At 67.1% G+C, this 20,535-nt stretch carries 17 protein-coding genes; 4 read left to right on the forward strand and 13 right to left on the reverse strand.

The genetic code is table 11. From position 1 onward, the window contains the following. Positions 1-7: 7 nt before the first annotated feature. Genes HOP53_RS03355 through HOP53_RS03385 form a run of 7 tightly spaced genes read right to left on the reverse strand, consistent with a single transcriptional unit; the run spans position 8 to position 8,003 of the window. Positions 8-2,914, reverse strand: coding sequence for a proton-conducting transporter transmembrane domain-containing protein (locus tag HOP53_RS03355; protein WP_234268682.1), 2,907 nt, complete (start codon positions 2,912-2,914; stop codon positions 8-10). Next, positions 2,911-3,189, reverse strand: coding sequence for an NADH-quinone oxidoreductase subunit K (locus HOP53_RS03360; protein ID WP_234253937.1), 279 nt, complete (start codon positions 3,187-3,189; stop codon positions 2,911-2,913). The genes HOP53_RS03355 and HOP53_RS03360 overlap by 4 nt, the downstream gene beginning before the upstream one ends. Further along, entirely contained in the window at positions 3,186-4,112 is a 927-nt protein-coding gene (locus HOP53_RS03365) for a hydrogenase subunit MbhD domain-containing protein (RefSeq protein ID WP_234268683.1), read from the reverse strand. Before HOP53_RS03365 ends, HOP53_RS03360 begins: the two co-directional genes overlap by 4 nt. Then, positions 4,109-4,453, reverse strand: a complete 345-nt coding sequence (mnhG, locus tag HOP53_RS03370) for a monovalent cation/H(+) antiporter subunit G (RefSeq protein WP_234268684.1) — start codon at positions 4,451-4,453, stop codon at positions 4,109-4,111. The genes HOP53_RS03365 and mnhG overlap by 4 nt, the downstream gene beginning before the upstream one ends. Then, positions 4,446-4,742, reverse strand: a complete 297-nt coding sequence (locus HOP53_RS03375; RefSeq protein WP_234268685.1) for an MrpF/PhaF family protein — start codon at positions 4,740-4,742, stop codon at positions 4,446-4,448. The genes mnhG and HOP53_RS03375 overlap by 8 nt, the downstream gene beginning before the upstream one ends. Beyond that, positions 4,739-5,257, reverse strand: coding sequence for a Na+/H+ antiporter subunit E (locus HOP53_RS03380; protein ID WP_234268686.1), 519 nt, complete (start codon positions 5,255-5,257; stop codon positions 4,739-4,741). Before HOP53_RS03380 ends, HOP53_RS03375 begins: the two co-directional genes overlap by 4 nt. Continuing rightward, entirely contained in the window at positions 5,229-8,003 is a 2,775-nt protein-coding gene (locus HOP53_RS03385) for a cation-translocating P-type ATPase (RefSeq protein WP_234268687.1), read from the reverse strand. The genes HOP53_RS03380 and HOP53_RS03385 overlap by 29 nt, the downstream gene beginning before the upstream one ends. A 301-nt stretch (positions 8,004-8,304) precedes the next feature. On the opposite strand from HOP53_RS03385, the gene HOP53_RS03390 reads away from it, so the two are divergent. After that, positions 8,305-8,763: a YchJ family protein gene (locus HOP53_RS03390; RefSeq protein ID WP_234268688.1), complete on the forward strand. Its 459-nt coding sequence runs from the start codon at positions 8,305-8,307 to the stop codon at positions 8,761-8,763. Between the two features lie 18 nt (positions 8,764-8,781). On the opposite strand, the gene HOP53_RS03395 is transcribed toward HOP53_RS03390, so the two are convergent. The 5 genes from HOP53_RS03395 to hutI form a co-directional block, all read right to left on the reverse strand. Then, positions 8,782-10,128, reverse strand: a complete 1,347-nt coding sequence (locus tag HOP53_RS03395; protein ID WP_234268689.1) for a Na+/H+ antiporter family protein — start codon at positions 10,126-10,128, stop codon at positions 8,782-8,784. Between the two features lie 107 nt (positions 10,129-10,235). Next, positions 10,236-11,783 (reverse strand): histidine ammonia-lyase, encoded by a 1,548-nt coding sequence (gene hutH / locus HOP53_RS03400; RefSeq protein ID WP_234268690.1) that lies wholly within the window; start codon positions 11,781-11,783, stop codon positions 10,236-10,238. An 11-nt stretch (positions 11,784-11,794) separates the two neighbouring features. Further along, the gene (gene hutU / locus HOP53_RS03405; RefSeq protein ID WP_234268691.1) at positions 11,795-13,486 is read right to left on the reverse strand and encodes a urocanate hydratase; all 1,692 of its coding nucleotides are present in this window, start codon (positions 13,484-13,486) and stop codon (positions 11,795-11,797) included. A 41-nt stretch (positions 13,487-13,527) separates the two neighbouring features. Beyond that, positions 13,528-14,505, reverse strand: coding sequence for a formimidoylglutamase (hutG, locus tag HOP53_RS03410; protein WP_234268692.1), 978 nt, complete (start codon positions 14,503-14,505; stop codon positions 13,528-13,530). After that, positions 14,486-15,736 carry an imidazolonepropionase gene (gene hutI, locus HOP53_RS03415; RefSeq protein WP_234268693.1) on the reverse strand — a complete coding sequence of 417 codons (1,251 nt, stop codon included), beginning with the start codon at positions 15,734-15,736 and terminating at the stop codon, positions 14,486-14,488. Before hutI ends, hutG begins: the two co-directional genes overlap by 20 nt. Positions 15,737-16,036: 300 nt before the next feature. Here hutI and HOP53_RS03420 point away from each other — a divergent pair, with 300 nt between their 5' ends. Beyond that, positions 16,037-17,368 (forward strand): YjiH family protein, encoded by a 1,332-nt coding sequence (locus HOP53_RS03420; RefSeq protein WP_234268694.1) that lies wholly within the window; start codon positions 16,037-16,039, stop codon positions 17,366-17,368. A 91-nt stretch (positions 17,369-17,459) separates the two neighbouring features. Here HOP53_RS03420 and hutC read toward each other — a convergent pair whose 3' ends face one another. After that, positions 17,460-18,176: a histidine utilization repressor gene (gene hutC, locus HOP53_RS03425; protein WP_234268695.1), complete on the reverse strand. Its 717-nt coding sequence runs from the start codon at positions 18,174-18,176 to the stop codon at positions 17,460-17,462. 341 nt (positions 18,177-18,517) lie between these two features. Between hutC and HOP53_RS03430 the strand changes: the two genes are divergently transcribed. After that, positions 18,518-19,054 carry a DUF1269 domain-containing protein gene (locus HOP53_RS03430; RefSeq protein ID WP_234268696.1) on the forward strand — a complete coding sequence of 179 codons (537 nt, stop codon included), beginning with the start codon at positions 18,518-18,520 and terminating at the stop codon, positions 19,052-19,054. A gap of 75 nt (positions 19,055-19,129) precedes the next feature. Then, positions 19,130-20,533 (forward strand): c-type cytochrome, encoded by a 1,404-nt coding sequence (locus tag HOP53_RS03435; RefSeq protein ID WP_234268697.1) that lies wholly within the window; start codon positions 19,130-19,132, stop codon positions 20,531-20,533. Positions 20,534-20,535: the final 2 nt, after the last annotated feature.

Consider the following 20,535-nt stretch of genomic DNA (forward strand, 5'->3'; position numbering starts at 1 on the left):
GCCGCCTTCAACCGGGTAGCAGCGCTGCCATGCCCATGCCCAGCGACACGAACCCCAGTGCGATGCCGAAGGCGGGCCAGGGCTGAAGCCTGTTTTCGCTCCGCTTGAGCATCCAGGCCAGCCGTCGAAAGCCTCGCTCTCCCCGCTGTTTCAGTGCCTGGCGCCATGCAAGGCGTGCCCGCCCCAGCTGCGGCAGCCGAGGCTTGAGCAGAGCCGCCATGGCCGCCAGCCCAAGGGCGAGGGATGGCTCCAGCAAACCGGAGCGCAGGGTGGCGAACGGTGCTGCGACAAGCGGGGCGTACCACTGCCAGCCCCAGGCCACTAGCACCGGCAGGGCTGCCAGCGTGGCCCAGCCGAGCCACAGCCCGCCGGGTATGTGCAGCGTCTGCCGGCTGGGTGGCGAGCGCCATAGCAGCCACAGCAGGCGGAGCATCAACAGGCCGGTGGCGATGCCCGAGAGGGAGAGCAGCCAGCCAGCCCCGTCGGCTTCCGTCAGCGCGTTCCCCATGGCGGTCTTGACCAGCACGCCGCCCGTGGGCGGCACGCCCGCCAGCGCCAGAGCCGGCAGCAGCATGCCGAGCAGTACCCAGCGGTGCTCCCTGCCGTGCACCCGGTTGGCCATGCCCGCCCCAAGAAACAGGCTGGCCTTGGCCAGGGAGTGCGTTGTCGCCAGCAGCAGCAGGGCCGTCATGGCGATGGCCGGTGAGCTGCTGTAGAGCACCAGGCCCAGCAGAGCGGTGAGCAGCCCCATCTGGCTCACGCTCGACCACGCCAGCACGACCTTGGCGTGATCGTGAACGATGCCGCGCAGTGCCGCATAGAGGGCGGCGACCAACCCCACCATCACCATGACGGGGCCCCAGGCCACGGTGACATCGCTGAGCGGAAGCAGGCGCAGGGCACCCAGCACGCCGAGCTTGATCATCAGCCCTGAGAGGATGGCGCTGGCCATGGGCGGTGCGACCGGATGTGCCAGCGGCAGCCAGGTATGCATGCCGATGACACCGGCCTTTATGGCCAGGCCAAACGCCATGCAACCCAGGGCCAGGGGTGGCAGCTCGTGGTGAGTCAGGCTGGCGAAGCGCAGGTCGCCGCTGGCGTTGGCGATGAGGGCGAGGCCCGCCAGCATTGCCACTTCGGCCAACAGCAGCATGACCAGATAGCCCAAGCCGGCCAGGCGCGACGACTGATGCCCGTCGTGCTGAACCATGGCCCATCCCAGCAGGCTGAGCAGCGCGGCGCCGGTGTAGAAGGTCAGCAGGTCCGCGGCGAGCAGGGCGACCAGGTGAATCGCCGCTGCCGCTGCCAGCATGGCGAGCAGTCGGTTGGCGGCAGGGAAGGTGTCCCGCCAGCTGTAGGTAGCCCACAGCACCAGCGGCCAGATGCACAGCGCCGGCAGCAGGAAGGCCAGGCCGGTGGCATCCAGGGCGAGGCTGATAGTGAATTCCACGGGAAGCTGCGTAGACAGCGCCATGAAGGGACCCAGGCCCCAGGCCAGTCCGGCAAGCCCCAGTGCCAGCCAGGAGAGGCGTCGGGTGATGACGCCGTGAGTGGGGCGAGATGCGATAACGGCTGCCCGGCGCGGCTCGGGGCGCAGGCCCAGGTCGAACAGGCGCCACAGGCAGGCAGCGGTGAAGAAGGTGCCGAGCAGCACGACCGCAGCAATGAAGTAATGGTCCTGCGCCAGTGCCCCTTGCAGCAGCCACCACTTGCCGAAGAACCCGCCGGTCGGGGGAATGCCCAGCAGGCTGAGCCCGGCCAGCGCCATGGCCAGCCAGGCCAGCGGCAGGCGACCGGCATCGCCGGCCAGCCGGCTGAGGCGGTCGTGGCCGTGGGCGACGACGACGGCACCGGCGGCAAGGAACAGCGCGCCCTTGGCCAACCCATGTGCGAGCAGCAGCTGTAGGCCGCCCGGAAAGGCCGGGGCATGCGGTTCATCCGGGGTGAACCAGTTCATGTCGGCATCGAGCCCGAGCAGCAGCAGTGCGTAGCCGCTGTGGCAGAGCGTGGACCAGGCGATCAGGAGCTTGAGTCGGGTCTGCAGCGCGGCCTGAACACCGCCCCAGCCCAGTGCCACCATTCCGATCACAACCAGCCAATCGAGCTGGGCGCTGTTGAGATTGGCCAGCGGGGCCAGCCACAGGCGCCAGAGCACGAACAGGGTCACCCCTACCACCACGGCCGAGAGCATGGCGCTGACCGGCGCCTGGGCCTTGGAGTGGGCGGCCGGCAGCCAGGTGTGCAGCGGCACCACAGCGGCCTTGATCAGCAGTCCCAGGGTAAGCAGAGTGGCCGCCAGGCGCATGGTGGCGTCATCCTCGAGCGCATCGACCAGCAGGCCGAGGTCGAGCCGGCCGGTCTGGCCGTAGATCAGTGCCGTTCCCAGCAGGTAAAGCAGCGAAGCCAGCAGCGAGGCCATCAGATAACGCAGGGCGGCCTCGCCGAAGCGGTCATAGGGAGAGCGGGCCACCAGGCCGACGCCGGCCAGGGTGACGAGCTCCAGCGTCACGTAGAGATTGAACAGATCCTGGGACAGCAGCAGGGCGTTGAGGCCGGCCCACATCATCCACCACAGCGGCCATAGATGCCGGTCGGCGGATGTCGACGGGTCCAGCAGCAGGGCCAGGCTGGCAGCACCCGCCACGACGGCCGTCATGATCAGCATCGTGAGAGCGGGGAAATCGAGATGCCAGGCGATGCCCAGCGGTGGCGGCCAGTTGCCTAGGGCGATGCCGATCGACTCCCCGCCCAGCGTCGCCGGCAAGGAGAGTACGAGACTCATCAGCATGACGGGCAGCCCCAGCGCCACCTGACGCCCGGGGGAGAGGGCGCCGAGAAATGCCGCGATCGAGAGGCCGAGCGGCAGGAAGATCATCGCTGGGAGCGTCCAGGCGGCAAGCCCCGATGCCGTCATTGCGACTCCTCATGACGACGTTCGTGGGCGCGGATCGTCAAGCCCAGTGCGGCGGCCGTCGTGCTTACCGCCACCACGATGCCCGTCAGCACCATCACATGGGGGACCGGATCGATCCCCGCCTCGGTACGAGCCAGGGTGACCAACAGCAGAAAGGTGGCGCTGGCCAGCACATTGAGCGCCACGATACGGCGCACCAGGTCGTCAGTGCGAAACAGGCCGATGAGGGCCATGCCGCAGAGCAGGGCAGACACGACAGCGTAGAAGAGACTCATCGGCCGGGCTCCCCGTACAGGTAGAGGGCCATCAGCATCAGCGCAATCGAGAGCGCCGTGGCGACTTCCACCGCCAGGATCGCCGGCTTGGCCAGCGCCTGGGGAATCGCCAGAAAGGTCCCGGTCAACAGCAGGCCGCCCAGGCCGACGGCGAGGAAGAGCGCCAGCCCGGCGACCAGCAGCAAGCGCAGCAGAGGCTTGAAGCGGGGCTGCTGCATCCAGCCGATACGCTCTACCAGCAGCAGTAGAATGCCGCCGGCCCCCAGCACCGCGCCGGCGGGAAAGGCGCCACCCGGCGCATGGGCGCCGCGCCACAGCAGATAGGTGGGAACGAGCAGGAACAGCGGATGCAGCAGGCGCGACAGGGCGGGCAGACCGGGCAGGGCGGTCGCCGGGGCGAAGGGGCGCAGCGCCGGACCCAGTGACCAGACCAGCATCACGGCACCCAGCATCACCGCCACTTCGAGCAGCGTATCCAGCGCGCGGATGTTGAGCAGTACGGCGGTCACGGCATGGCTGACGCCGGTGGCCTCCAGCTCGGTCGTCACCTCAGCGGCCAGGCCGGGGCGCGGCAGGCGTTGAACGCCCCAGGCCAGCCAGCCCGCGCCGATGCACGCGGCGAAGACGGCCGGATAGCGCCAGTAGCGGTGCCAGCGCTGCGGATGGGAGCCGGTAGCGGCCCCGCTGGGCAGTCGGCCTAGCGCCGTGAGCAGCAGTGCGCCGGTCACTCCGGCGCCGATGGCGGCTTCCGCCAAGGCGATGTCCGGCGCCTCGAGGCGCACCCAGACCAGCGCCATGAGCAGGTTGAAGGCCATCAAGTGGACCACGGCGGCAAAGCGGCGGGTCAGAAACAGTGCCTGCCAGCCGAGCCAGATCAGGCCGGCGGCGAGCAGCAGATCGAAGCCCAGGGTCAGCGCCGTCATTCCTGCGGCTCCTGTTGCGCCTCCCGGCTTGCGCCTGTGCGGTTCTGCCAGGGACGAATGCCGCAGGCAGCTGCCGTCGATGCCACCAGCGTGGCGCCGATGCCCGAAGCCAGCAGCACCAGTAGCCATATCAGCATGATCTTGGCCGCCTCGGCCAGGCCGTCGGCCTGCAGCGCCAGGCCGGAACAGAGCAACCCGAGCCCCAGGTTATCGGCCTTGGTCAGGGCGTGCAGTCGGGTGAAGACATCAGGAAAGCGGATGAAGCCCAGGCTGCCCGTGACGAAGAACAGCGCGCCGGCGACCACCAGCAAATGGCTGACCACTTCGAGCCACTCAGTCATGCCTGGCCTCCTCGCGTGCCTGACCGTCCTCTCTCAGCAGCGTCCAGGTGCGGGTGACGAAATTGGCCATGGCCACCGCGGCAAGCAGGGCGAACAGCAGCGCAACGTCGACGAGGGCCGGCAGCTCGACCAGCGCGCTCAGTATCAGCAGCACTGCCACGGTGGTAGTCGTCATCAGCTCTGCGGCCACCATGCGGTCGGCGCTGGTCGGCCCTTGCCAGATGCGCCAGGCAGCGACACCGGCATTGGCCAGCAGCAGGACGGCGGCGAACAGATAGATCGGCGTCATGGGGAGCCCTCGTTGCGAAGATGGCGGCCACCGAAAAGCGCATCGATTTGCCCCTCCAGGCGTTGCAGCCTCTCGGCGATACCGTCCCGATAGTGCAGCACGTGCACCTGGAGACGGTCGCTGTCGATACGAACGGTGAGGGTGCCGGGCAGCAGATTGATCAAGGTCGCCATGAACAAGCGGCCGGAGGCGTCGTCCAGCCGCTGCCAACGATGCTCGATGACTCGTGTGTCGAGCTGCATGCGCGGACGACAGGCGAGCCAGGCCACCTCGATACCGCCGCGCAGGCCGAGCCACAGGGCCAGCGGCAGCAGGCGCAACCAGGCCACTGGCCGCAGCGGCAGATCGGGAATCGGCATCACCAGGGCGGTGATGATGATGGCCGGCACTCCCCAGCGCCAGCTCTCCGCTTCGCCGCCGCCGAGAATCCACCACAGCAAGGCGAGCAGGGCCAGACGACCGGCCCAGCCGCGCCAGTCGCCGAACCTAGTTGGCAGAAGTCGTCGCCTCGTCATGTCGGCCCGAGTGGGTGGCATCCGATCCCTCACGCTTGCGCAGGATGAACTTCTCCAGCTCCACGACCAGGTACAGCACCACGCTGCCGGCCAGGATCACCAGCCAGTGAATCGGTGACAGCGCGGCGCTGCCGAATACCGTCTGCATGAAGGGGATGTAGGTCCAACCCAACTGCAGCAGTACCACCAGGCCGATGGCGATCCATACCGGGCGGCTGCCGAAGATGCCGTGCAGAGAGAGTGTGCTGTTGACCAGAAAGCGGCTGTTGATCAGGTAGGCCGCACTGCTCATGACCAGCATGTTGACGGCGCCGGAGCGCGCCAGCTCCTCGCTGCCGCCCTGGACCTGCAGGATCCAGCTGAACATGCCGAATACGCCGATCAGCAGCAGAATCGAGACGAACACCACCCGCCACAGCAGGAACAGGTCGAGCAGGGCCGCGGATGGATCGCGGGGCTCGCGCTGCATGATGTCCTCTTCGGCCTTCTCGAAGGCCAGTGCCAGGCCCAGGGTGACCGCCACCACCATGTTGACCCAGAGCGCCTGCAGCGGGGTGACCGGCAGCAGGGTGCCGGCCAGCACGGCCAGCATGATGGCCAGGCCCTGACCGCCGTTGGTGGGCAGAATGAAGGTCACGGTCTTGCGGATGTTGTCGTAGACCTTGCGCCCCTCCTCGATGGCGCCGACGATGGTGGCGAAGTTGTCGTCGGCCAGCACCATCTCGGCGGCCTCCTTGGCCGCCTCGGTACCCTGAATGCCCATGGCGACTCCGACGTCGGCCCGCTTGAGGGCGGGCCCGTCGTTGACCCCGTCGCCGGTCATGGCACAGATTCCACCTTTGGCCTGCATCGCCTTCACCAGACGCAGCTTGTGCTCCGGCGCCGCGCGGGCGAAGACGTCGATCTCGAGAATGCACTCTTCGAGCTGCTCGTCGGACATCTCCTCGATCTCGCGTCCGGTCAGGGCGCGGTCGGTGTGGGCGAAGCCGAGCTGTTCGGCGATGGCCTTGGCGGTCACGCCGTGGTCACCGGTGACCATCACCGGACGGATGCCCGCCTCGAGGCACTGCTTGACGGCCTCGATGGCGGCCTCCCGCGGCGGGTCGAGCAGCCCGACCAGGCCCAGCAACACCAGGCCCTGCTCGGCGTCCTCGTCGCTGAGCTCGCCGGAGATGTCGTCGGCCTCCTTTTCCGCCAGTGCCAGCACACGCAGGCCGCGGGAGGAGAGGTCGTGGATGCGCTCTTCCCACTCCTGCTGATCCAGCTCGCTGTCGCCGTCGGCGCCACGTACCTTGTGGCACATCTCCAACAGTCGGTCCGGGGCGCCCTTGACCAGCAGGCGCTTGCCCTCCAGCTCGTTGAGGGTGGCCATGTACTTGCGCTCGGACTCGAAGGGGATGGCATCCTGGCGCGGGTGCTCGTCACGCATTTCGCCGGTGTCGAAGCCGCCCTTGGCGCCGGCCACCACCAGGGCACCCTCGGTGGGGTCGCCGTGGATCGTCCAGCGCTCGTCCTCTTCGGCAAGTTCGGAATCGTTGCACAGCACGCCGACCTTGAGGAAGTGCGCCAGCGCCGGGTAGTCGTCCAGCGAGATCTCCTCGCCGTACTCGTCGCTCTCTTTCTCTTCGGGGGCGGCGTGCAGCTTGCCTTCCGGGGCGAAGCCGATGCCCGAAAGGCGGAACTCGCCCTCGGGGAGCCAGATCGCCTGGGCGGTCATCTCGTTGCGGGTCAGGGTGCCGGTCTTGTCGGAGAAGATGGTGGAGATGGAGCCCAGGGTCTCGACCGCTGGCAGGCGGCGAATGATGGCGTTGCGCTTGGCCATCACCTGCACGCCCAACGCCAGGGTAATGGTGACGATGGCCGGCAGGCCCTCGGGAATGGCGGCCACGGCCAGGCCCACCGCCGCCATGAACATGGCGCTGATGGGCTCACCGTGGAGGACCACGCCGATGGCGGCGGTGAGGGCGGCGGCGCCCAGGATGAAGATCGCCAGTACGCGGCCGGCGCGGTCGAGTTGCTGCAGTAGCGGCGTCTTTAGCTGCTCGACGCCGCGCAGCATCTCCGAGATACGGCCGATCTCGGTGCGGGTGCCGGTTTCCACCACCACGCCCTGAGCGGTGCCCTGAACCACGATGGTGCTGGCATAGATCATGGCGCTGCGGTCGCCCAGCTCGGCGTCCTCCTCGACGGCGTCGGTCTGCTTGTCCACTGGGGTGGACTCACCGGTGAGGGCGGCCTCCTCCGTGCGCAGGCGTTTGGCCTCGAGCAGGCGCAGATCGGCGGGCACGCGATCGCCGCTCTCCAGCATGACGATGTCGCCAGGCACCAGATCCTCGGCGTCGATGGTCTTGCGCTTGCCACCGCGCAGCACCGACGCCTGTGGCGAGAGCATGTTGCGTATGCTTTCCAGGGCCTGTTCGGCCTTGCCCTCCTGAATGAAGCCGATCAGCGCGATGATGATCACCACCCCGACGATGGCCGCGGCGTCCAGCATGTGGCCGAGGGCCAGGCTCGCCACCGCCGCCACCAGCAGGATGATCATCAGGATGTTGTTGAACTGTTCGAGCAGACGCCGCCACCAGGGCCGCCCCTCCTCCTGCTTGAGCTGATTGGGACCATAGCGCTCGAGGCGTGACTTGGCTTCGTCATCGCTCAGGCCGTCGCGGTTGCCGTCGACCTTCTCCAGGGCTTCATCGGGGGGCAAGGCATGCCAGGCGGTGCGGGACTCGTCTTGGCGTTCGGGCATTTCCATATCTCCGAAGGCGGTGTGAATTAGCTCAGATGTAACATAGGCGCTGTCGCTGTGCCGTGACCCAGCGCAAGTTACGTGTCCCAACTCCTTGTCGGGCTGGTGTAGAGATACTGACACAAGCCGCCGTTGGGTCCGCGGCGATGCAGCGGTGACGGTGTGTACAGGCTGCCTCCAGTGTAGGACAGCAGCCGGCGAGCGAAACCGTCGCTCTGTTTCGGCGGGTATCCGCATGGTGGTACTCGGCAACGCCAGCGCTGCCTGGGCTAGAATGGCGGCTCAACGGAACGGAGAACCGATGACTTCGACGATCTCGCGCTGCCCCTGCGGCAGCGGACTGCCGCTCGACGCCTGCTGCGGCCGCTTTCATGCGGGTGAGGCGGCGCCGAGCCCCGAGGCGCTGATGCGCTCCCGCTTCAGTGCCTTCGCCCTGGGGCTCGACGCTTACCTGCTGGCGACCTGGCACGCCAGCACTCGCCCGGCGGACCTGAACCAGGACGAGGCCACCAGCTGGATACGGCTCGAGGTGCTCGATCACGGCGCGGCGGGCGAGCGTGGGCATGTGCATTTTCGCGCCACCTTCCGCGAAGACAGGCGCTGGGGCGTGCTGGAGGAGAACTCGCGCTTCGTGCACGAGGCGGGCCGCTGGTTCTATGTCGACGGCGAGCCCAGCCTGGAGCGCCTCAAGCCCGGCCGCAACGACCCTTGCCCCTGCGGCAGCGGGCGCAAGTTCAAGAGCTGCTGCGGGCTGGGCTGAGCGTCAGCAAAAGCCCTGTCACAGCACCATGGCGGCCAGCCAGCCGAAGGCGATCAGCGGCACGTTGTAGTGCAGGAAGGTCGGCACCACGGTATCCCAGATATGGTCGTGCTGGCCGTCGGCGTTGAGCCCGGCGGTGGGGCCCAGGGTCGAGTCGGAGGCCGGTGAGCCGGCATCGCCCAGCGCCGCGGCGGTACCCACCAGAGCCACGGTGGCCATGGGCGAGAAGCCGAAGCTGAGTGCCAGCGGCACGTAGAGCGAGGCGATGATCGGCACGGTGGAGAACGACGAGCCGATGCCCATGGTGATGAACAGACCGACCAGCAGCATGATCAGCGCCGCCAGGCCCTTGTTGTCGCCGATCAGCTCCGCCGAGCCCGCCACCAGCGCGGGCACCTCGCCGGTGGCCTGCATCACCCCGGCGAAGCCCGCCGCGCTGATCATGATGAAGCCCACCAGCGCCATCATGCGCATGCCTTCGGTGAAGATGTCGTCCTGTTCGTGCCAGCGGAACACGCCGCTGACCGAGAGCAGGGCGAAACCGAACAGCCCGCCCAGCACCATCGAACCCGAGAGCAGTTGGATCGCCACGGTGCCCACCAGTGCGGCGCCGAGCACCGCCATCTGCCATGGCGCCAGGTGCTTGGCCGCCTCTGCGGGTGTCTCGTCGCCGTGAGCCAGGTCGCGGTCCTCGTAGTGGCGCGGCCTGCGGTAGCTGAACAGCACGGCGACGGCGAGCCCCAGCGCCATGCCGCCGATGGGCATCAGCATGGCCATGGGCACCATGCCGCGAGTGACCTCCAGGCCCAGCTCGGCGCCGCTCTCGTTGAGGTTGGCCAGCAGGATGTCGTTAAGGAAGATCGCGCCGAAGCCCACCGGCAGCAGCATGTAGGGCGCGGTGATGCCGAAGGTGATGACGCAGGCCGCCACGCGACGATCCAGGCGCAGGTGGTTCATCAGCTTGAGCAGCGGCGGCACCAGCACCGGGATGAAGGCGATGTGCACCGGGATCAGGTTCTGCGAGCTCACCGCCGCGGCGAGCAGGGCGCCGATCAGGGTGAAGGCGACCCAGCGGCGGCTCGACGGCTGGTCGTCCAGGTGCAGGCCGCGAATCGCTCGCTCGGCCAGCAGCTCGGTAACGCCCGAACGCGACAGGGCCACGGCGAAGGCACCCAGCACGGCGTAGGAGAGCGCGATGGTGGCACCGTTGCCGAGCCCCTGGTTGAAGGCGTCCATGATGTCGCCGATGGGCATGCCGGCGACCAGGCCACCGACCAGGCTGGCGGCGATCAGGGCGAAGACGACGGAGACGCGGGCGAGACTGAGGGTGACCATGACCAGGATGGCCAGAACGATGGCATTCATGACGGCTCTCGAGCTGGAGGATCGGACCGAAGCGAAACGGATGGGCGAAAGAAAACCCCGGCTTGGCAGGCCGGGGCAGCGTATCTTACCTCAATGGGGCGGCCGGGTCAGTGGCTGGGCAGCAGCTCCACCGGCACCAACGCATTGAGCACCCGCGAAGTGAGCAGGCGGGTGGCGCTCTCGATGTCGGGGGCGAAGAAGCGGTCGCGGTCGTAGTAGTCGACCTGGCCGCGCAGTGCCTTCCTGGCCTGCTCCAGGCGTGGCGTGCTGGTCAGGCGATGGCCGCTGCCGTCGACGCGGAAATCGAGCCCTTGGCAGGCCGCCAGCCACTCGATGGCCAGGATGCCGCGCACGTTGTCGGCCATCTCCCACAGCCGCTTGCCGGCGGCCGGCGCCATGGAGACGTGATCTTCCTGGTTGGCCGAGGTGGGCAGGCTGTCGACGCTGTGCGGATGGGCCAGGGCCTTGTTCTCGCTGGCCAGTGCCGCGGCCGTGACCTGGGCGATCATGAAGCCGGAGTTGACCCCGCCGTTCTCCACCAGGAACGGCGGCAGCTGCGACATGTGGGTGTCCATCATCAGCGAGACGCGACGCTCGGTCAGCGAACCTATCTCGGCGATGGCCAGGGCCAGGTTGTCGGCGGCCATGGCCACCGGCTCGGCGTGGAAGTTGCCGCCGGAGAGAATGTCGCCTTCGTCGCTGAACACCAGCGGGTTGTCGGAGACCGCGTTGACCTCCACCGCCAGCACCTCGGCGGCCTGGCGGATCTGGGTCAGCACGGCACCCATCACCTGGGGCTGGCAGCGCAGCGAGTAGGGGTCCTGCACCTTGTCGCAGTGGGCGTGGGAGTCGCTGATCTCGCTGCGCTCACCGAGCAGATTACGGTAGGCGGCAGCGGCATCGATCTGTCCCCGCTGGCCGCGGGCATCGTGAATGCGGGCATCGAAGGGCGAGCGCGAGCTGAGTGTGGCTTCCACCGTCAGCGCGCCGCAGACCGTGGCGGCGGCGAACAGGTCTTCGGCCTCGAACAGCCCTTTCAGGGCGTAGGCGGTGGAGACCTGGGTGCCGTTGAGCAGCGCCAGGCCCTCCTTGGGGGCGAGCCGCAGCGGCTGGAGTCCGGCGATCTCGAGGGCCTGACGGGCCGGGATCCACTCGCCGCGATGGCGTGCCTTGCCTTCGCCGAGCAGCACCACGCTCATGTGAGCGAGCGGCGCAAGATCACCGGAGGCGCCGACGGAGCCCTTGAGCGGAATGTGCGGGTAGACCTCGGCGTTGACCAGGGCGAGCAGGGCATCGAGCACTTCGCGGCGGATGCCGGAGAAGCCGCGCGCCAGGCTGTTGACCTTGAGCACCATGATCAGGCGCACCAAGGCGTCTTCCATGGGCTCGCCCACGCCGGTGGCATGGGACAGCACCAGCGAGCGCTGCAGCTCTTCCAGGTTGTCGTGATCAATTCGGGTCTGGGCCAGCAAGCCGAAACCGGTGTTGATGCCGTAGACGGTGCGATCCTCGGCGACGACGCGATTGACGCAATCGACGCCGCGCTGGATGGCGGCGTCGGCGCTGTCGGGCAGCGTCACGCGCAGCGGCGCCTCGAACACCTGGCGCGCCTGCGCCAGGGTCATCTTGCCGGGTTGAATGTCGAGATGGGTCATGAATGGCTCCTTTACTTGTCGAGCATCGGCAGATCCAACCCATTCTCCCGGGCGCACTGCTTGGCGATATCGTACCCGGCATCGGCGTGGCGCATCACCCCGGTGCCGGGGTCGTTGCGCAGCACACGGCCGAGGCGGGCGTGGGCGTCGTCCGTGCCGTCGGCGACGATCACCACCCCGGCGTGCTGGGAGAAGCCCATGCCCACGCCGCCGCCGTGATGCAGCGAGACCCAGGTGGCGCCGCCGGCGGTGTTGAGCAGGGCGTTGAGCAGCGGCCAGTCGGAAACGGCGTCGGAGCCGTCCATCATGGCCTCGGTCTCACGGTTGGGGCTGGCCACCGAGCCGGAGTCCAGGTGGTCGCGGCCGATGACCACGGGGGCCTTGAGCTCGCCGTTCTTGACCATCTCGTTGAAGGCCTGGCCGAGGCGGGCGCGGTCCTTGAGGCCGACCCAGCAGATGCGCGCCGGCAGCCCCTGGAAGCTGATGCGCTCGCGGGCCATGTCGAGCCAGCGGTGCAGGTGCGGGTCGTCGGGGATCAGTTCCTTGACCTTCTGATCGGTCTTGTAGATGTCTTCCGGATCGCCGGAGAGCGCGGCCCAGCGGAACGGGCCGATGCCCTGGCAGAACAGCGGACGAATGTAGGCCGGGACGAAGCCGGGGAAGTCGAAGGCGTTGGCCACGCCCTCTTCCTTGGCCATCTGGCGGATGTTGTTGCCGTAGTCGAAGGTGGGCACGCCCATCTGCTGGAAGTCGAGCATGGCCTGCACGTGCACCGCCATGGACTGCTTGGCGGCCTTGACCACCGCTTCGGGCTCGCGCTTGCCGCGGGCCACGTACTCGTCCCAACTCCAGCCCGACGGCAGGTAGCCGTGCAGCGGGTCGTGGGCGCTGGTCTGGTCGGTGACCATGTCCGGCCGTACGCCGCGCTTGACCAGTTCCGGCAGCACGTCGGCGGCGTTGGCGCACAGGCCGATGGAGACCGCCTTGCCCTCGGCGGTGTAGCGCTCGAGGCGCGCCAGGGCGTCGTCGAGGTCATCGGCCTGCTCGTCCAGGTAGCGGGTGCGCAGGCGGAAGTCGATGCGCGACTGCTGGCATTCGATGTTCAGCGAGCTGGCGCCGGCCAGGCTTGCCGCCAGCGGCTGGGCGCCGCCCATGCCGCCGAGCCCGGCGGTGAGGATCCAGCGGCCGGTGAGGTCGCCGCCGTAGTGCTGGCGCCCGGCCTCGACGAAGGTTTCATAGGTGCCTTGGACGATGCCCTGTGAGCCGATGTAGATCCACGAGCCGGCGGTCATCTGGCCGTACATCATCAGGCCCTTGCGGTCGAGCTCGTTGAAGTGCTCCCAGTTGGCCCAGGCCGGCACCAGGTTGGAGTTGGCCAGCAGCACCCGCGGGGCGTCCTTGTGGGTCTCGAACACGCCCACCGGCTTGCCCGACTGGATCAGCAGGGTCTGGTTGTCCTCCAGGCGCTTGAGGGTCGCGACGATGGTGTCGTAGCACTGCCAGTCGCGGGCGGCGCGGCCGATGCCGCCGTAGACCACCAGGTCCTCGGGGCGCTCGGCCACGTCGGGGTGGAGGTTGTTCATCAGCATGCGCATGGGCGCTTCGGTGAGCCAGCTCTTGCAGCTCAGTTCGGCGCCGGTGGGCGCGGCGATATGGCGGCTGGCGTCGTGGCGGGGATCGGCAGGCGTGGTATGGCTGTTCATCGTCGTGTTCTCTCTGGTGTTGCTAATCGTTGTGGGTCGGTTCAGGTATCCAGCGTCAGCCGGTGAATCAGGCGTGCCGCGGCCTTGGCGGTGCGGCCGTCGATATCGAAGCTCGGGTTGAGCTCGGCGACATCGGCCAGGCGCAGCTTGCCGCTGTCGCGGACGGCCTCGAGCAGCGGTTCGATCAGCGCCAGGGGCACGCCGCGGGTGGCGGGGCCGCTCACACCCGGTGCCTCGGCCGCCGGCAGCACGTCGAGATCGATGCTGAGGTAGAGGTGGTCGCAGCGCGCCATGAAGCGCTGCAGTTCGCGCACGATGGCGTCGAGGCGCAGGGCATCGATCTCGTGGTCCTCGCGCACCAACACGTTCAACTCTCTGGCCCGGGTGAACAGGGCGCGGGTATTGCTGGCCCGGCTCACGCCCAGGCAGGCGTAGCGGAACGGCCAGTCGCGGGCGTGGCACTCGGCGGCGATCTGGGCGAAGGGCGTGCCGGAGGAGCGCACGTGGGTCGGGTCGCGCAGATCGAAGTGGGCATCAAGGTTGACGATGCCGATACGCGGGCGGGCCTCTCCCTGCGCCCCGAAGTGACGCGCCAGGCCCGACCAGCTGCCGAAGGCCACTTCGTGGCCGCCACCCAGCACCAGCGGCAGGTGGCCGCGGGTGAGCAGGCTGGCGATGCGCTCTGCCAGGCGCTGCTGTGCCGCTTCCAGGTCGTCGTTGCCGTGGCAGCTGACGTCGCCGGAATCGAACATCGGGGCGCTGCGATGCCAGGCCAGCGGCGCCAGCGCGCGGCGAATGGCCCGCGGGCCTTCGGCGGCACCCACACGGCCCTGGTTGCGTGCCACGCCCGCATCGGAGGCAAAGCCGACCAGGGCGGCGCCAGGGGCGCTGTCCGGTCTCACCGGGGTGATCACCTGATGCCAGCGCAGGCTGTCGGGTTCCGGGTCTTCGCGGCCGGCCCACAGGGACATGTCGATGGATGGGTCGACCAGGTGCAGGTCAGTGCTGGGTTTGGTCATGGCTTGATTCTCCATGCAAGCTGCGTTGGCCCTGGAAGATGCGCTGGCGCAGGCGGCCAGGCTGTACGGCGTAGGCCAGCTCGGCGGGCGAGCCGATGTCCCACAGGCACAGGTCCGCCGGTGCGCCCGGGACGATGCGCCCCAGTTGCCGGGTGTGCAGGCCCAGCGCCCGGGCGCCGTGGGCGGTCATGCCGGCCAGGGCCTCGCGTGGCGTCAGACGGAACAGGGTGCAGGCGAAGTTCAGCATCAGCGTGGGCATGAACAGCGGCGAGCTGCCGGGGTTGGCGTCGGTGGCGATGGCCATGGGCACACCGGCTTCGCGTAGCGCGGCGATGGGTGGCAGCTGAGTCTCACGCAGGGTATGAAAGGCGCCGGGCAGTAGCACCGCGACGCTGCCGGCCTCGCGCAGGGCGGCCACACCAGCTTCGTCGAGGTATTCGATATGGTCGGCTGAGAGCGCGCCATGGCGGGCCGCCATGGCACTGCCGCCCAGGTTCGAGAGCTGCTCGGCATGGGCCTTGATCGGCAGGCCGTGGGCTTCGGCAGCCTCGAAGACGCGTTCGCACTGGGCCACCGAGAAGGCGATCTTCTCGCAGAATACGTCCACTGCATCGGCCAGCCCTTCGGCGGCCGCGGCGGGGATCATCTCGCGGCACACCAGGTCGATGTAGCCGTCGCTGTCTTCCCTGTACTCCGGCGGCAGGGCATGGGCGCCAAGCAGGGTGGTCATCACCCGCACCGGCAGCGTCTCGCCGAGGCGACGTGCCACGCGCAGCATCTTCAGTTCGTCATCCACGCTGAGGCCGTAGCCGGACTTGATCTCTACCGTTGTCACGCCTTCGCGCAACAGCGCTTCCAGCCGCGGCCTGGCCAGGCTGAACAGCTGCGCTTCGCTGGCTTCCCGGGTGGCGCGCACGGTGCTGAGGATGCCGCCGCCGCGGCGGGCGATCTCCTCGTAGCTGGCGCCCTCGAGACGGCGTTCGAATTCGTCGGCCCGTGAGCCGCCGAAGACCAGGTGGGTATGGCAGTCGACCAGACCGGGGGTCATTACGCCGCCCTGGCCGAGGGGTTGGCAGTCGGCGGTCTCGTTCGGGTCGAGCTCACGCATGGGCACGACACGCTCGATGGTGTCGCCCGCCACGATCACCGCCATCGGTTGGGGCAGGGTGTCGTGACCGTCGAAGAGCGTGACGTCATGCCAGACGAGGCGCTGTTTGGAGTTGGCAGGCATAGGGGCTCCTGATGGCTGACGATTCAATGTATATACATTTAAATCGTCATCGGCCGAAGGTCAAGGGCAAGCTGCGATTAGTTTGCTTTCGATTCCGGGCAGCCTGCTCAGAATGCTATCTAACTTGTTATTTGTACAAAGTATGTCTTCAGCCTTAGTGGTGAGGTTCGGTGTTGCAGCCCATTCCAGGTTTAGACTAAAGATGTAGGTGCTTTCGTCACCTAGTCATGGCGCCTTTGTCGAACGTATTGTATATACAATAAGGCGCCGCGCATCAATCACAAGACGAGGACGACACCCATGGCGATTCCGGACCCGGTCACCCGGGGCGTAAGCGGTTTCAATTGGCTCACCGTGGCCAAACTGTTCGTTCCCAGCGCGCTGGGGATTCTGATCTTTTTCATTCCCGTCACCCTGGGTGGCCGGAACACCATCCTGCTGGACCACATGGTGACCGCGGCGCGGGATCTGCTGGGCGGGGCTGCAGGTCTCTATGCGCTGACGCTGATCGTGGCGGGCGCGGCTTACCCGCTGTGGAAGGGCACCTGGCGGCGCAGCCTCACCGACCGCATCTTCACCGTGCTGAAGCTGGCCGGCGTCGCCGTGGCCATCATGGCGATGACCGGCTGGGGGCCGGGGCTGCTGCATGAGCCGGACATGCTGCCGTTCCTGTTCAACCGGCTGGTGATACCGGTAGGACTGATCGTGCCCATCGGCGCGGTGTTCCTGGCCCTGCTGATCAGCTACGGCCTGCTGGAGCTGATCGGCGTGCTGCTGCAGCCGGTCATGCGGCCCATCTGGCGCACGCCGGGGCGTAGTGCCATCGATGCCGTGGCCTCGTTCGTGGGCAGCTACTCCATCGGCTTGCTGATCACCAACCGCGTCTATCAGGCGGGGCAGTATTCGGCGCGGGAGGCGGCGATCATCGCCACCGGCTTCTCCACGGTGTCGGCCACCTTCATGATCATCGTGGCGCGCACGCTGGATCTGATGAGCGTGTGGAACCTCTATTTCTGGCTGACGCTGGCGATCACCTTTGCCGTCACTGCCGTTACCGTTCGCTTGCCGCCGCTGTCGCAGATGAACAATGAGCGCAGCGATGGCGAGCCCGAGGCGGTACCCGGCAAGCGGCTGAACACGGCATGGAAAGCCGGCCTGGAGGTGGCGGCTCAGGCGCCGGGGCTGCATCGCAGCGTGGCACTCAACGTACGCGAAGGTCTGCTGATGGCGATCAGCATCCTGCCGTCGATCATGTCGGTGGGGCTGCTGGGTCTGCTGGCTGCCAAGTACACGCCGCTGTTCGAGTGGCTGGGGCTGCTGTTCTATCCCTTCGTGGCGATCTGGGGGCTGGAGGATGGCATGGCGCTGGCTCAGGCTTCCGCCGCCGGGCTGGCCGAGATGTTCCTGCCGGCGCTGCTGATGGCCGAGGCCGAGTTCGTCGCTCGCTTTGCGGCCGGTGTGGTGTCGGTCTCGGCGGTGCTGTTCTTCTCCGCTTCCATTCCCTGCATCCTGGCCACGAGCATTCCGCTCTCGGTAGGGCGCATCGTGGTGGTGTGGTTCATCCGCGTGGCACTCAGCCTGATGCTGGCCGTGCCGGCAGGCTTCCTGGCCCAGGCGCTGAGCGGGGCCTGAGGTTTTCCACCGCGCAATAGCGCTTGCCACCGCTGAGCGAGGCCGGCTGCACCGGCCTTGCTCAGCGTCTTCGAGGCGTCACGATCCGGGCTCAGCTGGCGCGGCGAGAGAGCGCCGAGCGCAGTTTGTAGCGGTCGCCGGGATGGATCAGGCGGGCGTAGCTGATCAGATGCTCGCCCGACCAGGTGCGGCGTATCATGCTCAGGCAGGGCTGTGTGGCATCCATTTCGAGCCGTTCGGCGGTGGTGGCATCGACCTGCACCGCCTCGACCACGTGCTCCACGTCGGTGATCGGGCAGGCTGCCACCAGCACTTCGTTGGGGGTGTGGCGATGGAAGTCGGTTTCCAGATAGTCCGGCACCCAGCGCGGATTGACGAAGCGATCCTCGAGCTGGATCGGCACTCCATTCTCTCGGTGGACGATACGCGTGTGGAACACCCGCGTGCCCAGGCGCACGCCCAGTCGCAGCGCCACTTCGTCGTCGGCGGCGATGGCCTCGGCCAGCAGCACGTCGCACTCGTAACGGTGGCCGCGGCCACGAACCTCCTCGGCAATGTTGTGCACGTCGACCAGTGACGACTCCGCCTTGCGGTCGGTGACGAAGGTGCCGAGCCCGGGTTGGCGGGTCAGGTAGCCCTGCTGCACGAGGTCGCGGATCGCCTTGTTGGCGGTCATGCGGCTGACGCCGAAGTCACGCGCCAGCTGCTCTTCGGGGGGAATCTGATGGTGTGCCGGCCAGGTGCCGCTCCGTATCTTTTCCAGCAGATGCTGCTGAATCTGCAGATAGAGTGGAATCGTGCTGCCCATGCTGAGCTGAGTCCTTTCTGGCGAGGTAATTGTCTATACACGCAGTCTACCCGGATGTCGGGCCCAAGGCACCTGCCGGCAGATGGCCGCGAGAGCGCTGCCAGGCGGTCCGCTTGTGCCATAGAGCATGCGCCGTCAAAAGGAACTTGCCCAGAGAGGCGATTTGGACAACTTTAATAAAGGAAATACCCAACGGATCGGGTCAACTAAAGACGCCGTGATGTTTTAGGGAATAATTAATTAAGGAAGAACGTTACACACTGGAAGTGTGCCGCACAATTGAGTGTGGCCCCCAATCGCGCTGCGTCTCCCCTGACATTAATAATAGAGGAGGGCATGCCATGCAGCGCCTCTACTTCCTAACCCCTGATCTGGCTACTACCGTCAACGTCGCCCATGAGCTCACCGATCTGGGCCTGACCGACAAGGAAGTTCACGTCACTGGCCGTGACTGGCTGAAACTCAAGGAGCACGGCATCAACTGCGCCACGCTGCTGCAGACTTCGGACGTGGCACACGCCGCCGTGCGCGGCCTGCTGTTCGGCATTCCTCTGGGATGCGTGCTCGGGGTGGTGGTCTTTTACTTCCTGGGCGAAGGCTTCACCAACGCCGGCATAGCCACCACGATTATCGGCATGGGCATCTTTGGCGGTTTGTTCGGAATCTGGACCAGCACCATGGTCGGAGTGTCGGTACACGACGTGAAGGTCGACAAGTACGAAGATGAGATCGAACACGGGGCTTATCTGATGATGGTGGATGTCCCCAACGAGCGCGAGTCGATGATCTATTCGGCGATACATCGGCATCATCCCGAGGTCGTCATCGACAAGGTCACAGCGGAAGAGCGCCGGCATCATTGCGGGACCGGTATCTAGGCCTGCGCGTCGCCGTCGTCGTCGATCCTGTTATTTGCCAGGATCCTGCTCTTTGCCTGGAGGAAGGAGAGAGCCATGGCTATTGCGGTTGCGGTCATCGTGCTGGCAGTGGGGTCAGTGCTGTTCTTCTTCCTCAGTCCGTGGTATCTCACCCCGTTGGCTTCCAACTGGGGAACGATCGACGACACCATCACGATCACGCTCTGGGTGACCGGGGCGGTCTTCCTGGCCGTCAATCTGTTCCTGGCCTATGTGGTCGTCCGCTACCGGTTCAACAAGCGCCGGCGTTCACAGTACGACCCGGAGAACAAGTCACTCGAGCTATGGCTGACCGGGTTGACCACGCTGGGGATCGCCGGCCTGCTGGCGCCAGGGCTGCTGGTCTGGGGGGCCTTCGTTTCGCCGCCGGAAGAAGCCCACCAGGTCGAGGTGGTGGGGCAGCAATGGCACTGGAGCTTTCGCTTTCCGGGTGAGGATGGCCGCTTCGGTGCCGCTCACAATCGCTTCATCGGCGAGCGCAACCCTTTCGGCATGGTTGACGACCCCGCCGGCCAGGACGACATCCTGATCACGTCGCCGCATCTGGTGCTGCCGGTGGACCGGCCGGTCAAGATGGTGCTGCGCTCCAAGGACGTGCTGCACAACGTCAAGGTGGCCAACTTCCGGGCCAAGATGGACATGGTGCCGGGGCAGACCTCCTACTTCTGGTTCACTCCCACCGTGGTGGGTGAGTACGAGATCGTCTGCGCCCAGCTGTGTGGTATCGCCCATTTCGCCATGCGCGGGCGTATCGAAGTGGTCGATCAGGAGGTCTTCGACGCCTGGCTCGGCGAGCAGCCTACCTATGCCGACCTTGCCCAACTGGCACCGGGCGACCCGGAGGCGGGGGCCGAGCGCTATGCCACCTGCGCCGCCTGTCATGGCGCCGAGGGCCAGGGCAATCAGGCGCTCAACGCGCCGAAGCTTGCCGGGCTGGATGCCTGGTACCTCGAGCGCCAGCTCGGGCTGTTTCGCTCCGGTGCCCGCGGCAGTCACGAGGACGATACCTATGGCCAGCAGATGCGGCCATTCGCCACCATGCTGCCCGACCGTCAGGCAATCGCCGACGTATCGGCCTACATCGAGACTCTGCCCGACCAGCCCACCGAGGCCAGCCTTGCCGACGGCGATCCCGAACGGGGCGCGCGGCGCTATCGCACCTGCGCCAACTGCCATGGGCAACAGGGCGAGGGGATACGCGCCACCAATGGTCCACGCCTGGCGGGCCTGCCGGACTGGTATCTGGAGCGGCAGTTGCAGAACTTCCGTCACGGGGTGCGTGGGCGGCACCGCGATGACCCGTATGGCAACCAGATGATCGAGATGGCCCAGGTGCTGGTCGACGACCGAGCGGTACGCGACGTGGTGGCATATATCACGACCCTGCCGCAGCCCAGGGTGGACATGGCGGCGGTGAACACTGGCGGCGTGGAGGAGTGAGT

This window comes from Billgrantia ethanolica (genome assembly GCF_021404305.1).
Classification (GTDB): domain Bacteria; phylum Pseudomonadota; class Gammaproteobacteria; order Pseudomonadales; family Halomonadaceae; genus Halomonas; species Halomonas ethanolica.

Bases quoted from the DNA above. Each gene is read 5' to 3' on its own strand.
- HOP53_RS03390 (WP_234268688.1), top strand. From the start codon at position 8,305: ATGACTTCGACGATCTCGCGCTGCCCCTGCGGCAGCGGACTGCCGCTC.
- mnhG (WP_234268684.1), bottom strand. From the start codon at position 4,453: ATGACTGAGTGGCTCGAAGTGGTCAGCCATTTGCTGGTGGTCGCCGGC.
- HOP53_RS03420 (WP_234268694.1), top strand. From the start codon at position 16,037: ATGGCGATTCCGGACCCGGTCACCCGGGGCGTAAGCGGTTTCAATTGG.
- hutI (WP_234268693.1), bottom strand. From the start codon at position 15,736: ATGCCTGCCAACTCCAAACAGCGCCTCGTCTGGCATGACGTCACGCTC.
- HOP53_RS03375 (WP_234268685.1), bottom strand. From the start codon at position 4,742: ATGACGCCGATCTATCTGTTCGCCGCCGTCCTGCTGCTGGCCAATGCC.
- hutG (WP_234268692.1), bottom strand. From the start codon at position 14,505: ATGACCAAACCCAGCACTGACCTGCACCTGGTCGACCCATCCATCGAC.
- HOP53_RS03385 (WP_234268687.1), bottom strand. From the start codon at position 8,003: ATGCCCGAACGCCAAGACGAGTCCCGCACCGCCTGGCATGCCTTGCCC.
- hutH (WP_234268690.1), bottom strand. From the start codon at position 11,783: ATGACCCATCTCGACATTCAACCCGGCAAGATGACCCTGGCGCAGGCG.
- hutC (WP_234268695.1), bottom strand. From the start codon at position 18,176: ATGGGCAGCACGATTCCACTCTATCTGCAGATTCAGCAGCATCTGCTG.
- HOP53_RS03360 (WP_234253937.1), bottom strand. From the start codon at position 3,189: ATGAGTCTCTTCTACGCTGTCGTGTCTGCCCTGCTCTGCGGCATGGCC.
- HOP53_RS03430 (WP_234268696.1), top strand. From the start codon at position 18,518: ATGCAGCGCCTCTACTTCCTAACCCCTGATCTGGCTACTACCGTCAAC.
- HOP53_RS03395 (WP_234268689.1), bottom strand. From the start codon at position 10,128: ATGAATGCCATCGTTCTGGCCATCCTGGTCATGGTCACCCTCAGTCTC.
- HOP53_RS03435 (WP_234268697.1), top strand. From the start codon at position 19,130: ATGGCTATTGCGGTTGCGGTCATCGTGCTGGCAGTGGGGTCAGTGCTG.
- HOP53_RS03380 (WP_234268686.1), bottom strand. From the start codon at position 5,257: ATGACGAGGCGACGACTTCTGCCAACTAGGTTCGGCGACTGGCGCGGC.
- HOP53_RS03355 (WP_234268682.1), bottom strand. From the start codon at position 2,914: ATGACGGCATCGGGGCTTGCCGCCTGGACGCTCCCAGCGATGATCTTC.
- hutU (WP_234268691.1), bottom strand. From the start codon at position 13,486: ATGAACAGCCATACCACGCCTGCCGATCCCCGCCACGACGCCAGCCGC.
- HOP53_RS03365 (WP_234268683.1), bottom strand. From the start codon at position 4,112: ATGACGGCGCTGACCCTGGGCTTCGATCTGCTGCTCGCCGCCGGCCTG.